This is a genomic window from Streptomyces sp. NPDC023723, from assembly GCF_040639815.1.
In the GTDB taxonomy this organism is placed as follows: domain Bacteria; phylum Actinomycetota; class Actinomycetes; order Streptomycetales; family Streptomycetaceae; genus Streptomyces.
In genome coordinates this window covers 1-14583 of record NZ_JBFAAP010000004.1, presented here as the reverse complement: position 1 = coordinate 14583, position 14583 = coordinate 1, and the positions used below count along the sequence as shown (strand labels likewise).

The following is a 14583-nucleotide window of genomic DNA, read 5'->3' as shown; positions in this document are numbered from 1 at the left end:
GAGGGGGACGTCAACGGATACGGCGGATACGGCTGATGAGGCGGACGAGACGGATACGGCGGATGCGGCGGATGCGGCCATGAGGGTGCCTCCGGGGGATGGCGCGGGTGAGGGGACGGGGGACGGGAGGGGCAGCGGGCCGGGTGCGGGTGCGGATGGTGGATCGGGTGGCGGCGCGGGCGGACGCGAGGACGGACGCGCGGGCGGACGCGAGGACGGGCGTCGTGCCCTGGACGCCCAGGACCCGGCCGCAGAGCACGAAGACGCAGCCGACGGTCGCCGCGCCGGCGGCCAGGGCGAGGACGGGGGAGGCGAACCGGGCGGCGGCCCACGCGCCCGCGAGCGTCGCCGCGCCCGCCGCCGGCACCGGACGGCCCAGCTCCCCGAGGACCCGCCGGACGCCGACCGGGACGCCGCGCGGGCCCGGGCCGGCCAGCAGCAGGGCGGCGGTGACGGTGATGCCGGCGGCGTTGGCGGCGGCCAGCCCGGCCGCGCCCCAGGTCCCCACGGCTGCCGCGCCGATCCCGGCGGTGGCGAGGAGGCCCGCGGTCATCGCGGCCAGCGGATACCAACTGGCCCGCCCCGCCGAGAAGTACGACCGGGCCAGCGCGCCCACCACGGTCTGGCCGAGCAGTCCGACCGCGTACACCCGCATGACCTGCGTGGTCGCCGCCGTGTCCGCGGCGGTGAACGCGCCGCGCTGGAAGAGCAGCCGGATCAGCTGCGGGGCGCAGGCGACGACCGTGGCCGCGCCCAGCAGCACCAGGGCGGCGGCCAGCGCCACGTCCCGCTCCACCCGGGCCCGGGCCCGTTCGGTGTCGCCGTCGGCCAGCGCCCGCGCGACCACCGGGAAGGTGACCGTGCACAGCATCAGCGACAGTGTCATCGGGATCTGCGCCACCTTCTGCGCGTAGTTCAGGTGGGAGATGGCCCCGGCGGACAGGCCGGCCGCGAGGAACCGTTCGACCAGCACCTGCGACTGCCGGCACAGGGCGAACAGCAGCACGGTGGCGAGCAGGGCGAGGGTGGCCGAGCGGGTGTCCGCGCCGGGCCCGGGGCGCGTCCCCTCGCGGGCGCCGCGCCTTCGCAACCGGGCCACCAAGGACGGCAGTTGGACCGCCACCATCAGTACGCCGCCCACCGCGACCCCCGCCGCCGCGGCGCGCACCCCCCAGACCCCGGCGCACAGCACCATCGTGGCGATGATGCCGGTGTTGTAGGCGACGTAGATCGCCGCCGGCAGCGGGAACCGGCGGTGCGCGCGCAGTGCCGCGCTGCAGTACCCGGCCAGCCCGAAGCTCAGGACGCAGGTCGCGGTGAGGCGGGTGCAGTCCACCGCGAGGGCGTGGTCCGGCAGGCCGGGTGCCAGCGCCCGTACCAGGACCGGCGCCGAGACGGCGACCAGCGCGCCGGCCGCCGCGCAGGCCAGCGCCAGCCGGGGCAGCGTGGCGGCGACCAGGGCGCGCACCGGGTCGCCGGGCGCCCCCTGCGCCCGCCGGGCCAGGGCCAGGCTGAACATCGGTACCAGGGCGAAGGCCAGCCCGTCCTCGATCAGCAGCGTGGCCGCGAACTCCGGCACCGTCCACGCCACCAGGAAGGCGTCCGTCTCACTGCCGGCCCCGAACAGCCGGGCCAGCGCCTGGTCCCGGGCCAGCCCGAGCACCGACCCGGCCACGGACAGCACGGCCGTGACGGCGGCGGCACGGGCGAGGAAACTCCGGCCGGAGCGGGCGGACTCCTCGGCAGCGACGGTCTGGGCGGCCGACGCCGACGCCTGTGTCGACGCCGGTGCCGCCGCGTCCCGTCGCGCCGACGCCGTACTCATGACCCCGTCTCCCGGTCCCCGAAGGCCAGCGCCCAGTGCGCCGCGAGGCCGAGGCAGACGGCGGTCAGCACGGTCGACGGGCCGCCGATGTCGGCGTACCCGAAGTCCGTCAGCTGCCAGACCAGCAGCCCGCAGCCGATCAGCCCGGCGCGGGGCGGAGCGGCCCCGCCCGCCCCGGACCGCGCCACGCACGACCGCCGCAGCCGCCGCAGCCGCCGCAGCCCGAGCGCCAGCAGCGCCAGCCAGCTCCCCGCCAGCGCGGTCAGTCCGACCAGCCCCTGCTCGGCGAGGACCAGCAGGTACATGTTGTGCGGGGACAGCAGCGGCTGCCGTACGTACCCGGCGCCCGCGCCGTCCGTCTCGCTGCCCGAGGACAGCGCCAGCGAGGCGTGCGCGTCCCGGTGCTCCGGGAAGCCCTTGAGCCCGACCCCGGTCAGCGGCCGCTCCCGCCACATCCCGGCCGCCGCCGCCCACATGCTGTACCGGTCCGTCACCGACCGGTCCGGCGCGTCGGCCACCTCGGCGATGCTGCCGACCCGCTCCTGGAGCATCGCCGTCCCCACCCCGAACCCGACGGTCAGCACCACGCCCGCCGCGAGCAGCGCCGCCGCCACCGCCAGCGCCCGCCGCGCACCGGCGAGCAGCAACTGGCCCGCGCAGGCCACCGCCGTGGCGATCCACGCCCCCCGGCTGAACGACAGCGCCAGCGGCGCCAGCAGCACCAGCGCGCACCCGGCCGCGACCAGCCGGCCGCGCGTCGGCCCGCGCCCCAGCGCCAGCCCCACCGCACACACCAGCCCCAGCGACACCACGGTCGCCATCCCCATCACGTCCTGCGCCCCGAACGTCCCCACCGCCCGGACCGGTTCACCCTGGTACGAGGCGCCCGTCCCGGTCGCGTACTGGTGCACGCCGACCGCCCCCTGGCACAGCGCGAGGCCGGTCATCGCCCAGGCCAGCAGCCGTACGTCGCCCCGTCCGCGCACCAGCAGCAGCACGGCGGCCGGGACCAGGACGAAGACCTGGAGGTAACGGCCGAACCCGGCCAGTCCGGCCGCCGGCGACCCGGCGCCGGCCGCGGCGACCGCCAGCCCCAGCACCGGCAGTCCGAGCAGCACGGCCGCCGTACCCGACAGCGGGCGCCGCCGCTCCCGTACCAGCCGCGCCGCGCAGTACAGCACCATCAGCGCGGAGACGGCGTCGGCCGGATGCGCGCCGCCCGCGCCGCCGTCCGGTCCCAGCGGCACCGCCAGCAGCGCCACCACGGCCACCACGGCGGTCACCGGCGGCAGCGCCCGTGGGCGCCCGGCGTACCGGGGCAGGGCGATGCTCACCGGGTCAGCTCCCCGTGGGCCGCACGAGCGCGGCCGCCGTGCGCAGCAGGATGCACACGTCCCGCCACAGCGACCAGTCGTCGATGTAGGCGTTGTCGTGCCGGGCCCGGTCCTCGATGGAGGTGTCGCCGCGCAAGCCGTTGACCTGGGCCAGCCCGGTGAGCCCGGCCGGCATCCGGTGCCGGGCCGCGTACCCCGGGTGGCACTGGCTGAACTGCGCGACGAAGTACGGTCGTTCGGGGCGCGGGCCGACCAGGCTCATGTCGCCCCGGAAGACGTTCCAGAGCTGCGGCAGCTCGTCCAGCGAGGTGCGCCGCAGGAAGCGGCAGAAGCGGGGCATGCGGCGGTCGTCGGCCACGCTCCACCGGGTCGCGGACTCGTGCGCGTCGGCCGGGCGGTGGGTGCGGAACTTCAGCAGGGTGAAGGGCCGGCCGTGCCGCCCGACGCGTTCCTGCCGGAACAGCACGCCCGGCCCGCCGCTGATCCGTAGCACCGCCGCGCAGACCAGCAGCAGCGGTCCGGCCGGCAGCAGGAGCGCACCGCAGACCACGAGGTCCAGCGCCCGCTTGCCGCGCCCGCCCGGCCCGTGAGTTCCGTCCGTCCCGTCCGTCATGTGCGCCAGCCGCCGGCAGCGGAACCCGGCGAGCCGCTCCCGCCCGCCCGGGTACCAGGGCGTCCCGGGCGGTTCGGTGTCCAGTTCCCACACCGCGCGCCCCGACTCGGCCAGCGCCCGCAGCAACGGCCCCTGCCGCGTCCGCACGGCGGGATGGACGACCAGGATCTCCCGTACGTCGTCCCGGACCAGCGCCCGGCGGATCTCCTCGCCGGTGGCCAGTACCGGCAGCCCGGCACCGCCGTCCGGCGCGTCGGCCACGATCCCGACCGGCCGCACCCCGCACCCCGCATCGCGCAGCACGGCGGCGGCCACCCGGCGCGCGGTCGCGGCCGGCCCGACGACGAGGGCCGCCCGCGGGCGGGCCCGCAGCGCGGTGCGCCGCCGGTGGTGGACAGCGCCGCGGACCGCGCAGCTCGCGGCCGCCTGGGCGCCGAACCCCAGCAGCAGGACCGGCGCGGACAGCGCGCGGTGCGGGGCGTACGCCGCCGTCAGCGCGGCCAGCGCCAGCCAGGCCACCGCGATCCGGCCGCACACCGCGGGCAGTTCCGCCAGCAGCCCCGGCGTGCGCGCGGTGTTCGTCGGGCGGGCCAGCAGGGAGAACGCCACCAGCAGGGCGGCGAGCAGCGGTGTGCGGGGCGCGCCGGTGAGGACCAGGGTGCCGGTCACCGCGCCGGCGCCGTCGGCGAGGAGCAGCGGCAGCGCGGCGGCGGGCTTCCCCGCCGGGCGCGCGGCGGCCGGGAAGGAACGGGTGCCGGGGCCGGCGCGTGGCGGCAGGACCGACACGGTCGAGGTGCCGAGATCCCACGGCTGCCCGGCGGAGCTGGGGACGGTGCTTTCCGCGGTCACGAGTGAACGGACTCCCTGCGCTCGCCGGGCTGCTGACTGGGCTGTTGGCCGGGCTGGTGACTGGGCTGTTCGGCGGGGTGCCGGAGGGAAGTGGCGCACGCGTCCACGGCCGTGACGGCCGCGCCGGCCGCGCCGGTCGGCCCTTCAGGTCCGCTCCCCGCCCCGTCCCCCACCCGGCCGTCGAGCAGCGTGTCGTAGAGCGCCGTGACCGCCGCCGCCGTACGGCGTACGTCGTGGGCGGCGAGGACGTGGTCCCGGCCCAGCCGGCCCAGCGCCGCGCGCAGCGGCGTGTCGCGCAGCAGCGCGGTCATCGCGTCGGCGAGCGCCGCCGGGTCCCGGGGCGGGGTCAGACAGTGCGGCGCGAGCGCCGGTGGCAGGCACTCGCGGGCGCCGTCGACGTCCGTCACCACCACCGGCCGGCCGCAGGCCATCGCCTCCAGCGGGGCCAGCGCCATGCCCTCCCAGCGGGACGGCAGCACCACCAGGCCGGCCGCCCGGTACCAGGGTGCCGCGTCCGCCACACCCCCCGCGAACAGCACCGACTCCGGCGCCGTGGCCGCCAGCCGGGCCCGGTCGGGTCCGTCGCCGACCAGCACCAGCCGGGCCCCGGGCACCTGCCGCGCGACCCGCGGCCACGCCGCCAGCAGCAGGTCCTGCCCCTTCTGCCGGCACAGCCGCCCGACACAGACCACCACCGGCGCGCCCGGGCCGCCGGACAGCGGCGGCGGACGTACGGCATCGGCATCGGCATCCGAGTCTGCCGCGGGCCGGAAACGGTCCAGGTCCACGCCGTTGGGGATCACCGCCCACCGGGCGCGAATCCCGGCCAGCGCGCCCCGCCGCCGCTCCCCCTCGCTGACGCACACCACCCGCGTCGCCCACCGCGCCGCCCAGCGCTCCCAGCCGAGCGCCAGCCCGGCCACGGCGCCGCCGACCGCCTCGAACGACCAGGCGTGCGGCTGGAACACGGTCGGAATCCGCCCCCGCACGGCGAGCCGCCCGGCGAGCCCGGCCTTGGCGCTGTGCGCGTGCACCAGATCGGGCCGGACGGCGGCGACCACGTCCGCCAGCCGCCGCACCTGCCCGGCGAGCGAGGGCCCGGGCGCGCGCGTCGCCGCCCACGGCCGGACGTCCGCGCCCAGCGACCGCAGTACGGCGGCCAGGGCGCCGTCCGGACAGGCGACCGCCACCTCCAGGCCGGCCGCGAGCTGAGTCCGCGTCAGATCCGTCAACACGCGGGCGACCCCGCCGTCCACCGGTTGGGTGATGTGCAGGACCCGCGGGCCAGGGCGGTCGGTCGATGGCTGGAGCATGCGCGGCTTCCTCGGAACGGGCCGGAGACCGGCCGGTCGCCACCCGGGTCCGTCCGCCGGTGCGTCGGACAGGGCATCGGACGGGGCATCGGACGGTGTGGACTGTAGCCGCTTTCCGTACTAATCAGGAGAAACCGGAAAAGTGTGTCGGATTGGTGAAGGGGCGTCTCCGGGCGGATCACTCCATTGGCGGCACAACTCAGGTGGGCGCCACGCGTTGACACTGCGCCGGGCATCCCGCCCGGATGTTTGTGTCAACCCCCAAGGAGCACCTCTCCATGTCGCGTATCGCGAAGGGCCTGGCCCTGACCTCCGTCGCCGCCGCCGCGGTGGCGGGCACCGCCGGTGTCGCCGCTGCCGACAGCGGCGCGCAGGGCGCCGCCGCCCACTCCCCGGGCGTGCTGTCGGGCAACGTCGTGCAGGTTCCGGTCCACGTGCCGGTCAACGTCTGCGGCAACACCATCGACATCATCGGTCTGCTGAACCCGGCGTTCGGCAACGAGTGCGAGAACGACTGACGTCGGCTCGAGCCCCGCACCGGCCGTCCGCGCCGCGGTTTCCCCGCGCGTGGGCGGCCGGTCCGCGTTTCCCGGCGCCCCGGGTCCGCTCCGCGCGCCGCCCTGCCCCGAATGGGGGCCGTGCGCCCGACCCGGCCGACGCGCCCTGACCCGCCGCCGACCAGGCACGATGTGCCGGTTGCCGGGATCGGGCGGGCACGTGGAGTAAGGGATCGGTTGCGACGCGCAGGCGGCGATTCCACGGTGGGCACAACATCCGACACACCACCGAAAGGAACCCCCATGCGTCTGCCCGCACGGCGTCTCGCCGCTTCCGCACTCTGCGCCGGCCTCGCGCTCGGCGTCTCCGCTCCGGTCGCCATGGCGGCCGACGGCGACTCGGTCCGGGAACGCGCCACGTCCCAGGCGCCGCTGCCCAACGCCGACGAACTGCGTGACCAGGCCAAGGACCTCGGCCTGCTCGGCAGTGTGCTCACCCCGGTCGCCGACCTGCTCGACGCCGTCATCAAGGCCGACAGCGGCCGCATCTCCGAGGACCAGGCGGAGAAGTACGCCACCGCGATCCGCGAGGCCCTCGCCAAGGCGGGCGCCTCGGAGGCGGCCACCGTCCCGGGTACCAGCACGCCGGCCCGTCCCCCGGCCGCCAGCAACCAGAACGGCACGGCGCAGAACGGCAACGCCCCGGTCACGCTGCCGGCCCGGCCGGCCGCCGACAACGCCCCGGCCGCCGACCTGTCCGCCCAGGCGATGACCGGCCTTCAGAAGCAGGTCGACGCCCTGATCAAGACCAGCGCGGCCGGCAAGCCGGAGCAGATCCGCCCGGCCGCCGACAACGTCGTGACCAGCGCCGTCAACGTCGTCGCCGCCAGCCTGGTGGCCGGCCGGCTGCCCGCCCCGGACCTGGCCGGACTGCCGCAGTCCCAGACCGGCAACTCCCAGGCCCGGCCGCAGAACCAGGCGCAGAACCAGGCGCAGAACCAGTCCCCGCGTCAGTGACCAGGTAGCACCCGAAGCACCCGACAAAAGCGGAACCCGTTGTGCTGGCCTCCTCTTCCGGGCCGGCACAACGGCATTTCCGGTGTCCGGACCGGTGTCCGGACTTTCATATGAGAAAAAGCGGCGGGAGTTTCCGCATTGCGCGGATGTCGTTAGGCACGGCGTCAGAATTCCCCCGGTGACTTCGGTCGCCGAAGAAAGGAACACGATGAAGTCGCTGAAGGCCGCCGCTGTCGTCGCCGGATCCCTGGTCGTCGCCGGCGCCGCCGCGCCCGCGTTCGCCCACGACGCCGCCGACCTCACGCCGACCAGCCTCAACGGCGCCGTGAACACGCTCACCGCGGGCCCCGCCCTCGACCCGATGCCGATCAAGCACCAGTCCCGGCAGTCGAACGCGCTGGACAGCGAGAACAAGGATTCCGTGCTGCACGACGTCAAGGGCACGACGTCGAAGCTGAACTCTCCGGGCGGGCTGCTCGGCGGCCTCCCGCTGGGCCGTTGAGCCACGGCATTCTTATTCGTTCCGCATTCGTTCCGCATTCGTTCCGCGCCGATCCGAGAACCTGGAAGGGACCGTGCCTGCCATGAAGCCGATCACCCGAGGAACCCTCGCCGCCCTCGTCACGGGCGTGGCCGCCGCGGTGGGGGCCGCCGCGACCCCCGCCGCCGCAGCGGGCACGGTCCCCGTCCCGGTGCCGCTGGGCGGCGCCGAGCGGGCCCTCGGCATGGAACTGCCCGAGGTCTCCGGCGAACTGCCGGTGCCGACGCCGGGCGCGCCGGACGGGCCGCGGTACACCGAGGGCCGGCTGCTGCCGGAGCGGACGCTGCCGCAACTGCCGTTGTACGGTGGGCTGCCTGGCGCCGACGTACGCCAGCCGCTGCCGCGGGTCGGCGCCGACCGCTTCGACCACGTGGGCCTCGACGCCCCCGCCTCCGAGGTGCGGGCGCTGGCGCCGGGGCTGGCGCTGGACGCCCCGCTCAGCGCGCCGCGCGCGGCCGGCTACGGCCTGCCGACGACACGGTTGCCGCAGGCGGGCGTGCTGACCCCGATGGTGCGGACGGTGCCGACGGCCGGCCTCGGCCTCGGCCCGGGACTGTGAGCCGCGCCGCCTGACGCCCCACGGCGGGCCCCGCGTCCCCGTCCGGCCCCGCCGGCGGTGACCGCGGGGCCCGCCGACCGGTTACGGGTACGGACCACCGAACCGGACGAGGAGCGCAGCGAACCATGACCGTCGGCGTGACGAACACCTCCGAGACCACCGAGCCCCCCGCCGCAACCCCCACCACCCCCACCACCCCCACCACCCGGCGAGACGTCATCCGCCGCCTGCTCCTGCCCGCCGCCCTCGCCGCGACCGCCGCCCCCGTGGCCGTCGCCGTGCACCGCTCCGCGTCCGGCACCCACGTCCTGCATGCCGTCGGCGGGCCCGAGGACACCGCCTTCGCGGAGACCTACCGGGGCCGCCGCATCCGCGGCACGGCGGACGCCGCGGGCCGCACGGCCGGTGCCGCCGGCTGGCAGGTGACCGTGGACGGCCGGCCGCTGCACCTCATGCGCCGCGCCGACGGCACCTGGCTGACCATGGTCGACCACTACCGCTCGTACCCCACCCCGCTGGCCGCGGCCCGCGCCGCCGTCGACGAACTCGGCCCCGGCCGCAGCCTGCGCGAAACCGGCCCGCACACCGGAGGCGGGCATGGCGTACACGCGTAAGGACGTCAGCACCCTGACGAAGACCGAGCGGCGACGGTTCGTCAAGGCCCTGCTGGAGATCAAACGCCGGGGCGAGTACGACGAGTTCGTCCGCACCCACATCGAGTACTACGTCTCCGATGGCGAGGACGCCCTGCGTACGGCCCACATGGCGCCGTCCTTCCTGCCCTGGCACCGCCGGTTCCTGCTGGAGCTGGAGCGGGCGCTGCGCCGGGTGGACTCCTCGGTGACGGTGCCGTACTGGGACTGGACCAAGGACCGCTCCGCGACCGCCGCGCCCTGGACCGCCGACCTCCTCGGCGGCACCGGCCGGCGCTCCGACCAGCGGGTGACGACCGGGCCGTTCGCCCACGCGGCGGGCGACTGGACCCTGACGGAGAACGTCACCGACACCGAGTTCCTCACCCGGGACCTCGGCCGCGCCCGCGACCCGATCCAGTTGCCGACCGCCCGCGACCTGGAGTGGGCCCTGAAGGACCCGGTCTACGACAGCGCGCCCTACGACTCCACGGTCGGCAAGGGGTTCCGCAACAAGCTGGAGGGCTGGGGGAGCGGACGCGGCAGCACCTCCTGGCGCAACCACAACCGGGTGCACCGCTGGGTCGGCGGGGCGATGCTCGGCGGGGCCTCCGTCAACGACCCGGTGTTCTGGCTGGTGCACGCCTTCGTCGACCTCCAGTGGTCCCGCTGGCAGCGCCGGCACGGCCACCCCCGCTACCAGCCCGCCGAACCGCCCGGCCGGGGCAGCGCCCAGTACCGGCGGATCGTGGCCCGCCACCAGAAGCTCCCGCCGTGGGACGTGACCCCCGACGAACTGGAGGACCACGGCCGGATCTACCGGTACGCCTGAGCAACGTCTCAGGGCCCCGGCACTGGTCTTGCGCCGGGGCCCTGGGACGGTGGTGCGAGCGGGTGTCAGCGGCCGTAGCCGCCGTGGCCGCCCTTGTGCTTGTCGGTCTCCTCGCAGGAGTTGCCGAAGGCCGGGTTCAGCAGGCCGATCACGTTGATGGTGTTGCCGCAGACGTTGACCGGGATGTTGACCGGCACCTGCACGACGTTGCCGGACAGGACACCGGGCGAGCCGATGGCGGCACCCTGCGCGCCCGCGTCCGCCATGGCCAGGCCGGCGCCGCTGAGGACCACGGCACCGGTGCCGAGGACGACACCGGCAGCCTTCGCGATGCGAGACATCACGTTCTCCTTATGACTCGGGGAAGCGCGACGGGCGGGGTGCCGCCGCACTTTTCGTTCAACGCCGCGGGCGGGGGCGGGTCACGGCGCGACGACCCGGATCACCCTTCTCGAACAGGGACGGAACACGGGCGGCGGCAGCCGGGGAAATTCGCTCCGCCCGGGGCCGGGGTCTCCACTACCCTCCCCGCATGACTACCGACAACGGTGACCGGTCGTCCCCCCTCCCGGACCTGGCGGCGAGCCTGGCCGGCCTCCTCGCCGACGAGGGCCGGGTGCGCGCGTTCGCGGCCGTGGCCCTGGGCGCGGACAGCGCCGCGCGCGTCGCCGAGACGGCCGGGCTGTCCCCGCGCGAGACGGCCGCCGCCCTGCGCCGGCTGCGCGAAGGCGGCGTACTGACCTCCGGCGGCGACGGGAGCCTCACCGTCGCCCACGACCGTCTGCGCCGGGCCGCCCGCACGGACCGGCCGGCCGCCGGTGCGGCCGACGGTACCGGCGCCGACCTGGTGGTACGCACCTTCGTCCGGGACGGACGGCTGATCCGGCTGCCGGCCCGCTGGACCCGCAAGAAGGTGGTACTGCGCCACATCGCCGAGCGGACCTTCACGCCCGGCGTCGAGTACCCGGAGCGCACCGTCGACGAGAAGCTGCGCGCCTGGTGCGAGGACGGCGACGTCGACCATGTGACGCTCCGGCGCCACCTCGTCGACCTGGACCACCTGCGCCGCGGCGCCGGCGTCTACTGGCGCCCGTCCCCGTCCCCGTCCCAGGACACCCGTACGGCCTGAAGCGCCGCAGCGGAGCTCAAGGCAGCCGTCGTACCGGAGAACCCGCGAGGAACGCCTGGATCGCCTCGACCGCCTGGCCGTAGTACGTCGCGTAGTTGGCGCGGGTGACATAGCCGAGGTGGGGCGTGGCGAGCAGTCGCGGGGCGGTGCGCATCGGATGGCCGGCCGGCAGCGGCTCGACGTCGAAGACATCGACTCCGGCTCCCGCGATGCGCCCCTCGTGCAGGGCGGCGAGCAGCGCGTCCTGGTCGACGAGGGCCGCGCGGGAGGTGTTGACCAGGTAGGCGGTCGGCCGCATCAGGGCGAGCTCGGCCGCGCCGAGCAGACCCCGGGTGCGGTCGCCGAGGGCGAGGTGGACGGAGACGAAGTCGCTCTCCGCGAGCAGCGCCTCCTTGGAGGGCGCGAGTTCGACGCCCACCTCGTCGGCCCGTTCCCGGGTCAGGTTCTGGCTCCAGGCGCCGACCCGCATCCCGAAGGCGAGCCCGACGTGCGCGACCCGGCTGCCGATCTTTCCCAGGCCCAGCAGTCCGAGCCGGCGGCCGTGCAGGTCGGCGCCGACCGTGCGCTGCCAGGGCCCGCCCGCGCGCAGCCCGTTGCTCTCCTCGACCAGGCCCCGGGCCAGGCCGAGCAGCAGCGCCCAGGTCAGCTCGACGGGCGGCGTGGACGAGGAGGCCGTGCCGCACACGGTGACGCCGTGCGCCTCGGCGGCGGCGTAGTCGATGACGCTGTTGCGCATCCCGGAGGCGACGATCAGCTTCAGCCGGGGCAGCCGGGCGATCAGCGACCCGGGGAACGCCACCCGCTCGCGCAGGGTGACCACGATGTCGGCGTCGGCAAGCGCCTGGCCCAGCGCGTCCGCACTGTCGAGATGCCCGGCGAGGGAGACGACCTCCACCCGGTCCCGTACCGGCGCCCAGTCGGCGGCCTCGGCCGCCACCTGCTGGTAGTCGTCCAGAACGACGCACCTCAGACGCACTTCGACCGGTCCCTCCCCTGGGCGGTTCGCCCGGCGCTTCCCCGGGTGCTTCCCTCGGCGAACGGGCAGTGGCGCCCCCGGCAGGACTCGAACCTGCGGCCAAGCGCTTAGAAGGCGCCTGCTCTATCCACTGAGCTACGGGGGCCTGGTGTGGTGGCCTGACGTCGTGGTGCCCGGGGTGCGAGCTGTTCCGTGACGTTACCGGGGACAAGGATAGGGCTCCCGGCTCCTCGTCCCTGATGCTTCCCCTCCGTGGCTCGATGTGGAGGTTCGGTGAAGCAGCATCGATAATCGCAGGCAGGTGCGAATCGTGCATCGCTTTTGGCGTCTGGCGCATCGGGTGTTGTGCACTCGTTATGCCTGGACTGTGTTCTCGCCCCACTCGCCCCTTCCGCCCCAAGTGTCAGGTCGGCGCGCAGACATACTCATATGCTTCAGAATTCCCCTAAAATTGGGCATTCTTCCCATGTGGTGACCTTGGACGTACGGCCTCAGCTGCTCGACGCACTCTCCGCCCTGCGCGACCGTGTCGCGGCCGCACGCTTCCCGTTGCCCCTGGCCGGGGCTCCACGCGCGCGTGCCAACCGAGACGAACTGCTCAACCAGCTCGACGACTACCTGGTGCCCCGGCTCAGAGACCCCGAATCACCGCTGCTGGCCGTCGTCGGGGGCTCCACCGGGGCGGGCAAGTCCACCCTGGTCAACTCACTCGTCGGCAGACGGGTCAGCGAGGCCGGCGTGCTCCGGCCGACCACCCGCACCCCGGTCCTGGTCTGCCATCCGGAGGACCACCACTGGTTCAGCGGCATGCGCGTACTGCCCGACCTCACCCGGGTGTGGGTGCCCCACCAGGACCCCGGCGACGACCTGTTGCTGCCCGGTGAGAACCCCGCGCGCGTGCTGCGCATCGAGACCGCCGACACCTTGCCGCCCGGCCTCGCCCTGCTGGACGCGCCCGACATCGACTCCCTGGTCGCCGACAACCGCTCGCTGGCCGCCGAGCTGATCTGCGCCGCCGACATCTGGGTGATGGTCACCACGGCCGCCCGCTACGCCGACGCCGTCCCCTGGCACCTGCTGCGCACCGCCAAGGAGTACGACGCCACCCTGGTGACCGTCCTGGACCGGGTGCCGCACCAGGTGGTCTCCGAGGTGTCCCGGCAGTACGCCGCCCTGCTCACCAAGGCCGGGCTCGGCGACGTACCCCGGTTCACCGTGCCCGAGCTGCCCGAGTCGGCGTGGGGCGGCGGCCTGCTGCCCGCCACCGCCGTGGCCGCGCTGCGCACCTGGCTGGTGCACCGGGCGCAGGACCCCGCCGCCCGGCAGCACGTGATCGGCCGGACGGCGTACGGCCTGCTGAACTCCCTGAAGTCCCGGATGCCCGAACTGGCCGCGGCGGCCGCCGCCCAGTACGCCGCCGCGCTGCGGCTCACCTCCGCCGTCGACACGTCGTACGACAGCGAGCACGCGCGGGTACGGGGCCGGCTGCAGTCCGGCGCCGTGCTCGCCGGGGACGCCCTGAAGCGCTGGCGCGCCTTCCCGCTGGACTGCGCGCCCGGGGAACTGCTCGACTCCCTGGTGGAGAGTCTGAGCGCGCTCCTGCTGTGCGCCGTCACCGCCGCCGACGAGCGCGTCGACGAGGCGTGGCGGCGCGAACCGGCCGCCGCCGCGCCCGCCCTGACGGCCCGCGACCCCGCGGCCCCGGACAGCGCCGAGCACCGCATCGGGATCGCCGTACGGCGCTGGCGGCGCGAGTTGGAGGAGTACGCCGAGGACGAGGTCCGCGAACTCGACCGGTCCCTCGCCCCCGACCCCGAGGTGATCGCCGCCCTGGTCGCCACCGTGCTGCTCGGCGGCCGCCGGGCGCGCACCGCCGGGGAGGGACTCGCCGAGCGGATCGGCGCCCACGGCGCGCTGCGGCTGCGGGACCGGGGCGGCAGCCTGCTCACCGAACACGTGGACCGGATCATGCACATGGAACGCGAGCGCCGGCTCGCCCCGCTGGACGCCCTGGACGTCCACCCCGAGCCGCAGGCCGAACTGATCGCCGCGCTGTCGCTGCTGCAGAAGGAGAGGTGACCGGTGACCGCCGTCACTGACCAGGACCCCACCGAGCACACCGAGCACACCGACCACACGGGGGACGCGGACACCGGACCGGCCGGGGAGACGGGCCCTGCCGAGGACCGCCGCCGGGACCAGGAGGACCGCCGGGACCGTCAGGACCGCGAGGGCGGCCAGGGCCGTCAGGACCGCGACGGCGGCGACGGCCGCGAGGACCGCGAGGACCGCGACGGCCGCAAGGGGCTCAGGGGACTGCTGGGCCGCCGGGACGGCGCCGCCCACCGCGGTCGCCCCGCACCCGGCGACGGCGGGCACGCGCGCGCCCGGCCCTGGTCGACTGGACACTGCGCGAAGCCAAGCTCGGGCAGCCGATGCTCGCCGGCCCCGGTAAGGACGCCGACC

Annotated in this window: 14 protein-coding genes, 1 tRNA gene and 1 pseudogene; 9 read left to right on the top strand and 7 right to left on the bottom strand. The window is 75.5% G+C overall.

All coding sequences use genetic code 11. The features are described 5' to 3' along the window. Window positions 1-10: 10 nt before the first annotated feature. The 4 genes from AB0G32_RS06770 to AB0G32_RS06755 are packed head-to-tail and all read right to left on the bottom strand — an operon-like array spanning window position 11 to window position 5934. On the bottom strand, window positions 11-1825 hold the full coding sequence (locus tag AB0G32_RS06770; RefSeq protein WP_361159156.1) for a lipid II flippase MurJ: 1815 nt from the start codon (window positions 1823-1825) through the stop codon (window positions 11-13). Continuing rightward, window positions 1822-3159 (bottom strand): O-antigen ligase family protein, encoded by a 1338-nt coding sequence (locus AB0G32_RS06765; protein ID WP_361159153.1) that lies wholly within the window; start codon window positions 3157-3159, stop codon window positions 1822-1824. The genes AB0G32_RS06770 and AB0G32_RS06765 overlap by 4 nt, the downstream gene beginning before the upstream one ends. Before the next feature lie 4 nt (window positions 3160-3163). Next, window positions 3164-4621, bottom strand: coding sequence for an exopolysaccharide biosynthesis polyprenyl glycosylphosphotransferase (locus AB0G32_RS06760; protein WP_361159151.1), 1458 nt, complete (start codon window positions 4619-4621; stop codon window positions 3164-3166). Next, entirely contained in the window at window positions 4618-5934 is a 1317-nt protein-coding gene (locus AB0G32_RS06755) for a glycosyltransferase (RefSeq protein WP_361159149.1), read from the bottom strand. The genes AB0G32_RS06760 and AB0G32_RS06755 overlap by 4 nt, the downstream gene beginning before the upstream one ends. A gap of 278 nt (window positions 5935-6212) precedes the next feature. Here AB0G32_RS06755 and chpG point away from each other — a divergent pair, with 278 nt between their 5' ends. The 6 genes from chpG to AB0G32_RS06725 all read left to right on the top strand — a co-directional run bounded on the left by chpG (window position 6213) and on the right by AB0G32_RS06725 (window position 10012). After that, complete coding sequence (chpG, locus tag AB0G32_RS06750; RefSeq protein WP_361159146.1) at window positions 6213-6452, top strand: chaplin ChpG; 240 nt, start codon at window positions 6213-6215, stop codon at window positions 6450-6452. 282 nt (window positions 6453-6734) lie between these two features. Continuing rightward, window positions 6735-7448, top strand: coding sequence for a hypothetical protein (locus AB0G32_RS06745; RefSeq protein ID WP_361159144.1), 714 nt, complete (start codon window positions 6735-6737; stop codon window positions 7446-7448). Window positions 7449-7656: 208 nt separating this feature from the next. Next, window positions 7657-7950: a hypothetical protein gene (locus tag AB0G32_RS06740; RefSeq protein ID WP_361159142.1), complete on the top strand. Its 294-nt coding sequence runs from the start codon at window positions 7657-7659 to the stop codon at window positions 7948-7950. A gap of 82 nt (window positions 7951-8032) precedes the next feature. Continuing rightward, entirely contained in the window at window positions 8033-8548 is a 516-nt protein-coding gene (locus tag AB0G32_RS06735) for a hypothetical protein (protein ID WP_361159139.1), read from the top strand. A gap of 125 nt (window positions 8549-8673) precedes the next feature. Continuing rightward, the gene (locus tag AB0G32_RS06730) at window positions 8674-9162 is read left to right on the top strand and encodes a tyrosinase cofactor (protein WP_361159136.1); all 489 of its coding nucleotides are present in this window, start codon (window positions 8674-8676) and stop codon (window positions 9160-9162) included. Further along, on the top strand, window positions 9146-10012 hold the full coding sequence (locus tag AB0G32_RS06725) for a tyrosinase family protein (protein ID WP_361159133.1): 867 nt from the start codon (window positions 9146-9148) through the stop codon (window positions 10010-10012). Before AB0G32_RS06730 ends, AB0G32_RS06725 begins: the two co-directional genes overlap by 17 nt. A gap of 65 nt (window positions 10013-10077) precedes the next feature. Here AB0G32_RS06725 and AB0G32_RS06720 read toward each other — a convergent pair whose 3' ends face one another. Next, window positions 10078-10353 (bottom strand): chaplin, encoded by a 276-nt coding sequence (locus AB0G32_RS06720; RefSeq protein ID WP_361159130.1) that lies wholly within the window; start codon window positions 10351-10353, stop codon window positions 10078-10080. Window positions 10354-10544: 191 nt separating this feature from the next. Here AB0G32_RS06720 and AB0G32_RS06715 point away from each other — a divergent pair, with 191 nt between their 5' ends. Continuing rightward, the gene (locus AB0G32_RS06715) at window positions 10545-11141 is read left to right on the top strand and encodes a DUF2087 domain-containing protein (protein ID WP_361159128.1); all 597 of its coding nucleotides are present in this window, start codon (window positions 10545-10547) and stop codon (window positions 11139-11141) included. Between the two features lie 16 nt (window positions 11142-11157). Here AB0G32_RS06715 and AB0G32_RS06710 read toward each other — a convergent pair whose 3' ends face one another. Together AB0G32_RS06710 and AB0G32_RS06705 are read right to left on the bottom strand one after the other, a co-directional pair. Further along, a complete protein-coding gene (locus tag AB0G32_RS06710; protein WP_361159126.1) occupies window positions 11158-12117 on the bottom strand; it encodes a D-2-hydroxyacid dehydrogenase family protein in 960 nt (319 codons plus the stop codon). Between the two features lie 69 nt (window positions 12118-12186). Beyond that, a tRNA-Arg gene (locus AB0G32_RS06705) sits at window positions 12187-12262 on the bottom strand. A gap of 323 nt (window positions 12263-12585) precedes the next feature. Between AB0G32_RS06705 and AB0G32_RS06700 the strand changes: the two genes are divergently transcribed. Together AB0G32_RS06700 and AB0G32_RS06695 are read left to right on the top strand one after the other, a co-directional pair. Then, window positions 12586-14196, top strand: a complete 1611-nt coding sequence (locus tag AB0G32_RS06700) for a dynamin family protein (RefSeq protein ID WP_361159123.1) — start codon at window positions 12586-12588, stop codon at window positions 14194-14196. A 3-nt stretch (window positions 14197-14199) separates the two neighbouring features. Beyond that, window positions 14200-14583 (top strand): annotated as a pseudogene (locus tag AB0G32_RS06695) (hypothetical protein); the annotation flags it as partial.

Coding starts and splice junctions, on each gene's coding strand:
- AB0G32_RS06770 (WP_361159156.1), bottom strand. CDS start 1,825: ATGAGTACGGCGTCGGCGCGACGGGACGCGGCGGCACCGGCGTCGACA.
- AB0G32_RS06755 (WP_361159149.1), bottom strand. CDS start 5,934: ATGCTCCAGCCATCGACCGACCGCCCTGGCCCGCGGGTCCTGCACATC.
- chpG (WP_361159146.1), top strand. CDS start 6,213: ATGTCGCGTATCGCGAAGGGCCTGGCCCTGACCTCCGTCGCCGCCGCC.
- AB0G32_RS06745 (WP_361159144.1), top strand. CDS start 6,735: ATGCGTCTGCCCGCACGGCGTCTCGCCGCTTCCGCACTCTGCGCCGGC.
- AB0G32_RS06740 (WP_361159142.1), top strand. CDS start 7,657: ATGAAGTCGCTGAAGGCCGCCGCTGTCGTCGCCGGATCCCTGGTCGTC.
- AB0G32_RS06735 (WP_361159139.1), top strand. CDS start 8,033: ATGAAGCCGATCACCCGAGGAACCCTCGCCGCCCTCGTCACGGGCGTG.
- AB0G32_RS06730 (WP_361159136.1), top strand. CDS start 8,674: ATGACCGTCGGCGTGACGAACACCTCCGAGACCACCGAGCCCCCCGCC.
- AB0G32_RS06725 (WP_361159133.1), top strand. CDS start 9,146: ATGGCGTACACGCGTAAGGACGTCAGCACCCTGACGAAGACCGAGCGG.
- AB0G32_RS06720 (WP_361159130.1), bottom strand. CDS start 10,353: ATGTCTCGCATCGCGAAGGCTGCCGGTGTCGTCCTCGGCACCGGTGCC.
- AB0G32_RS06715 (WP_361159128.1), top strand. CDS start 10,545: ATGACTACCGACAACGGTGACCGGTCGTCCCCCCTCCCGGACCTGGCG.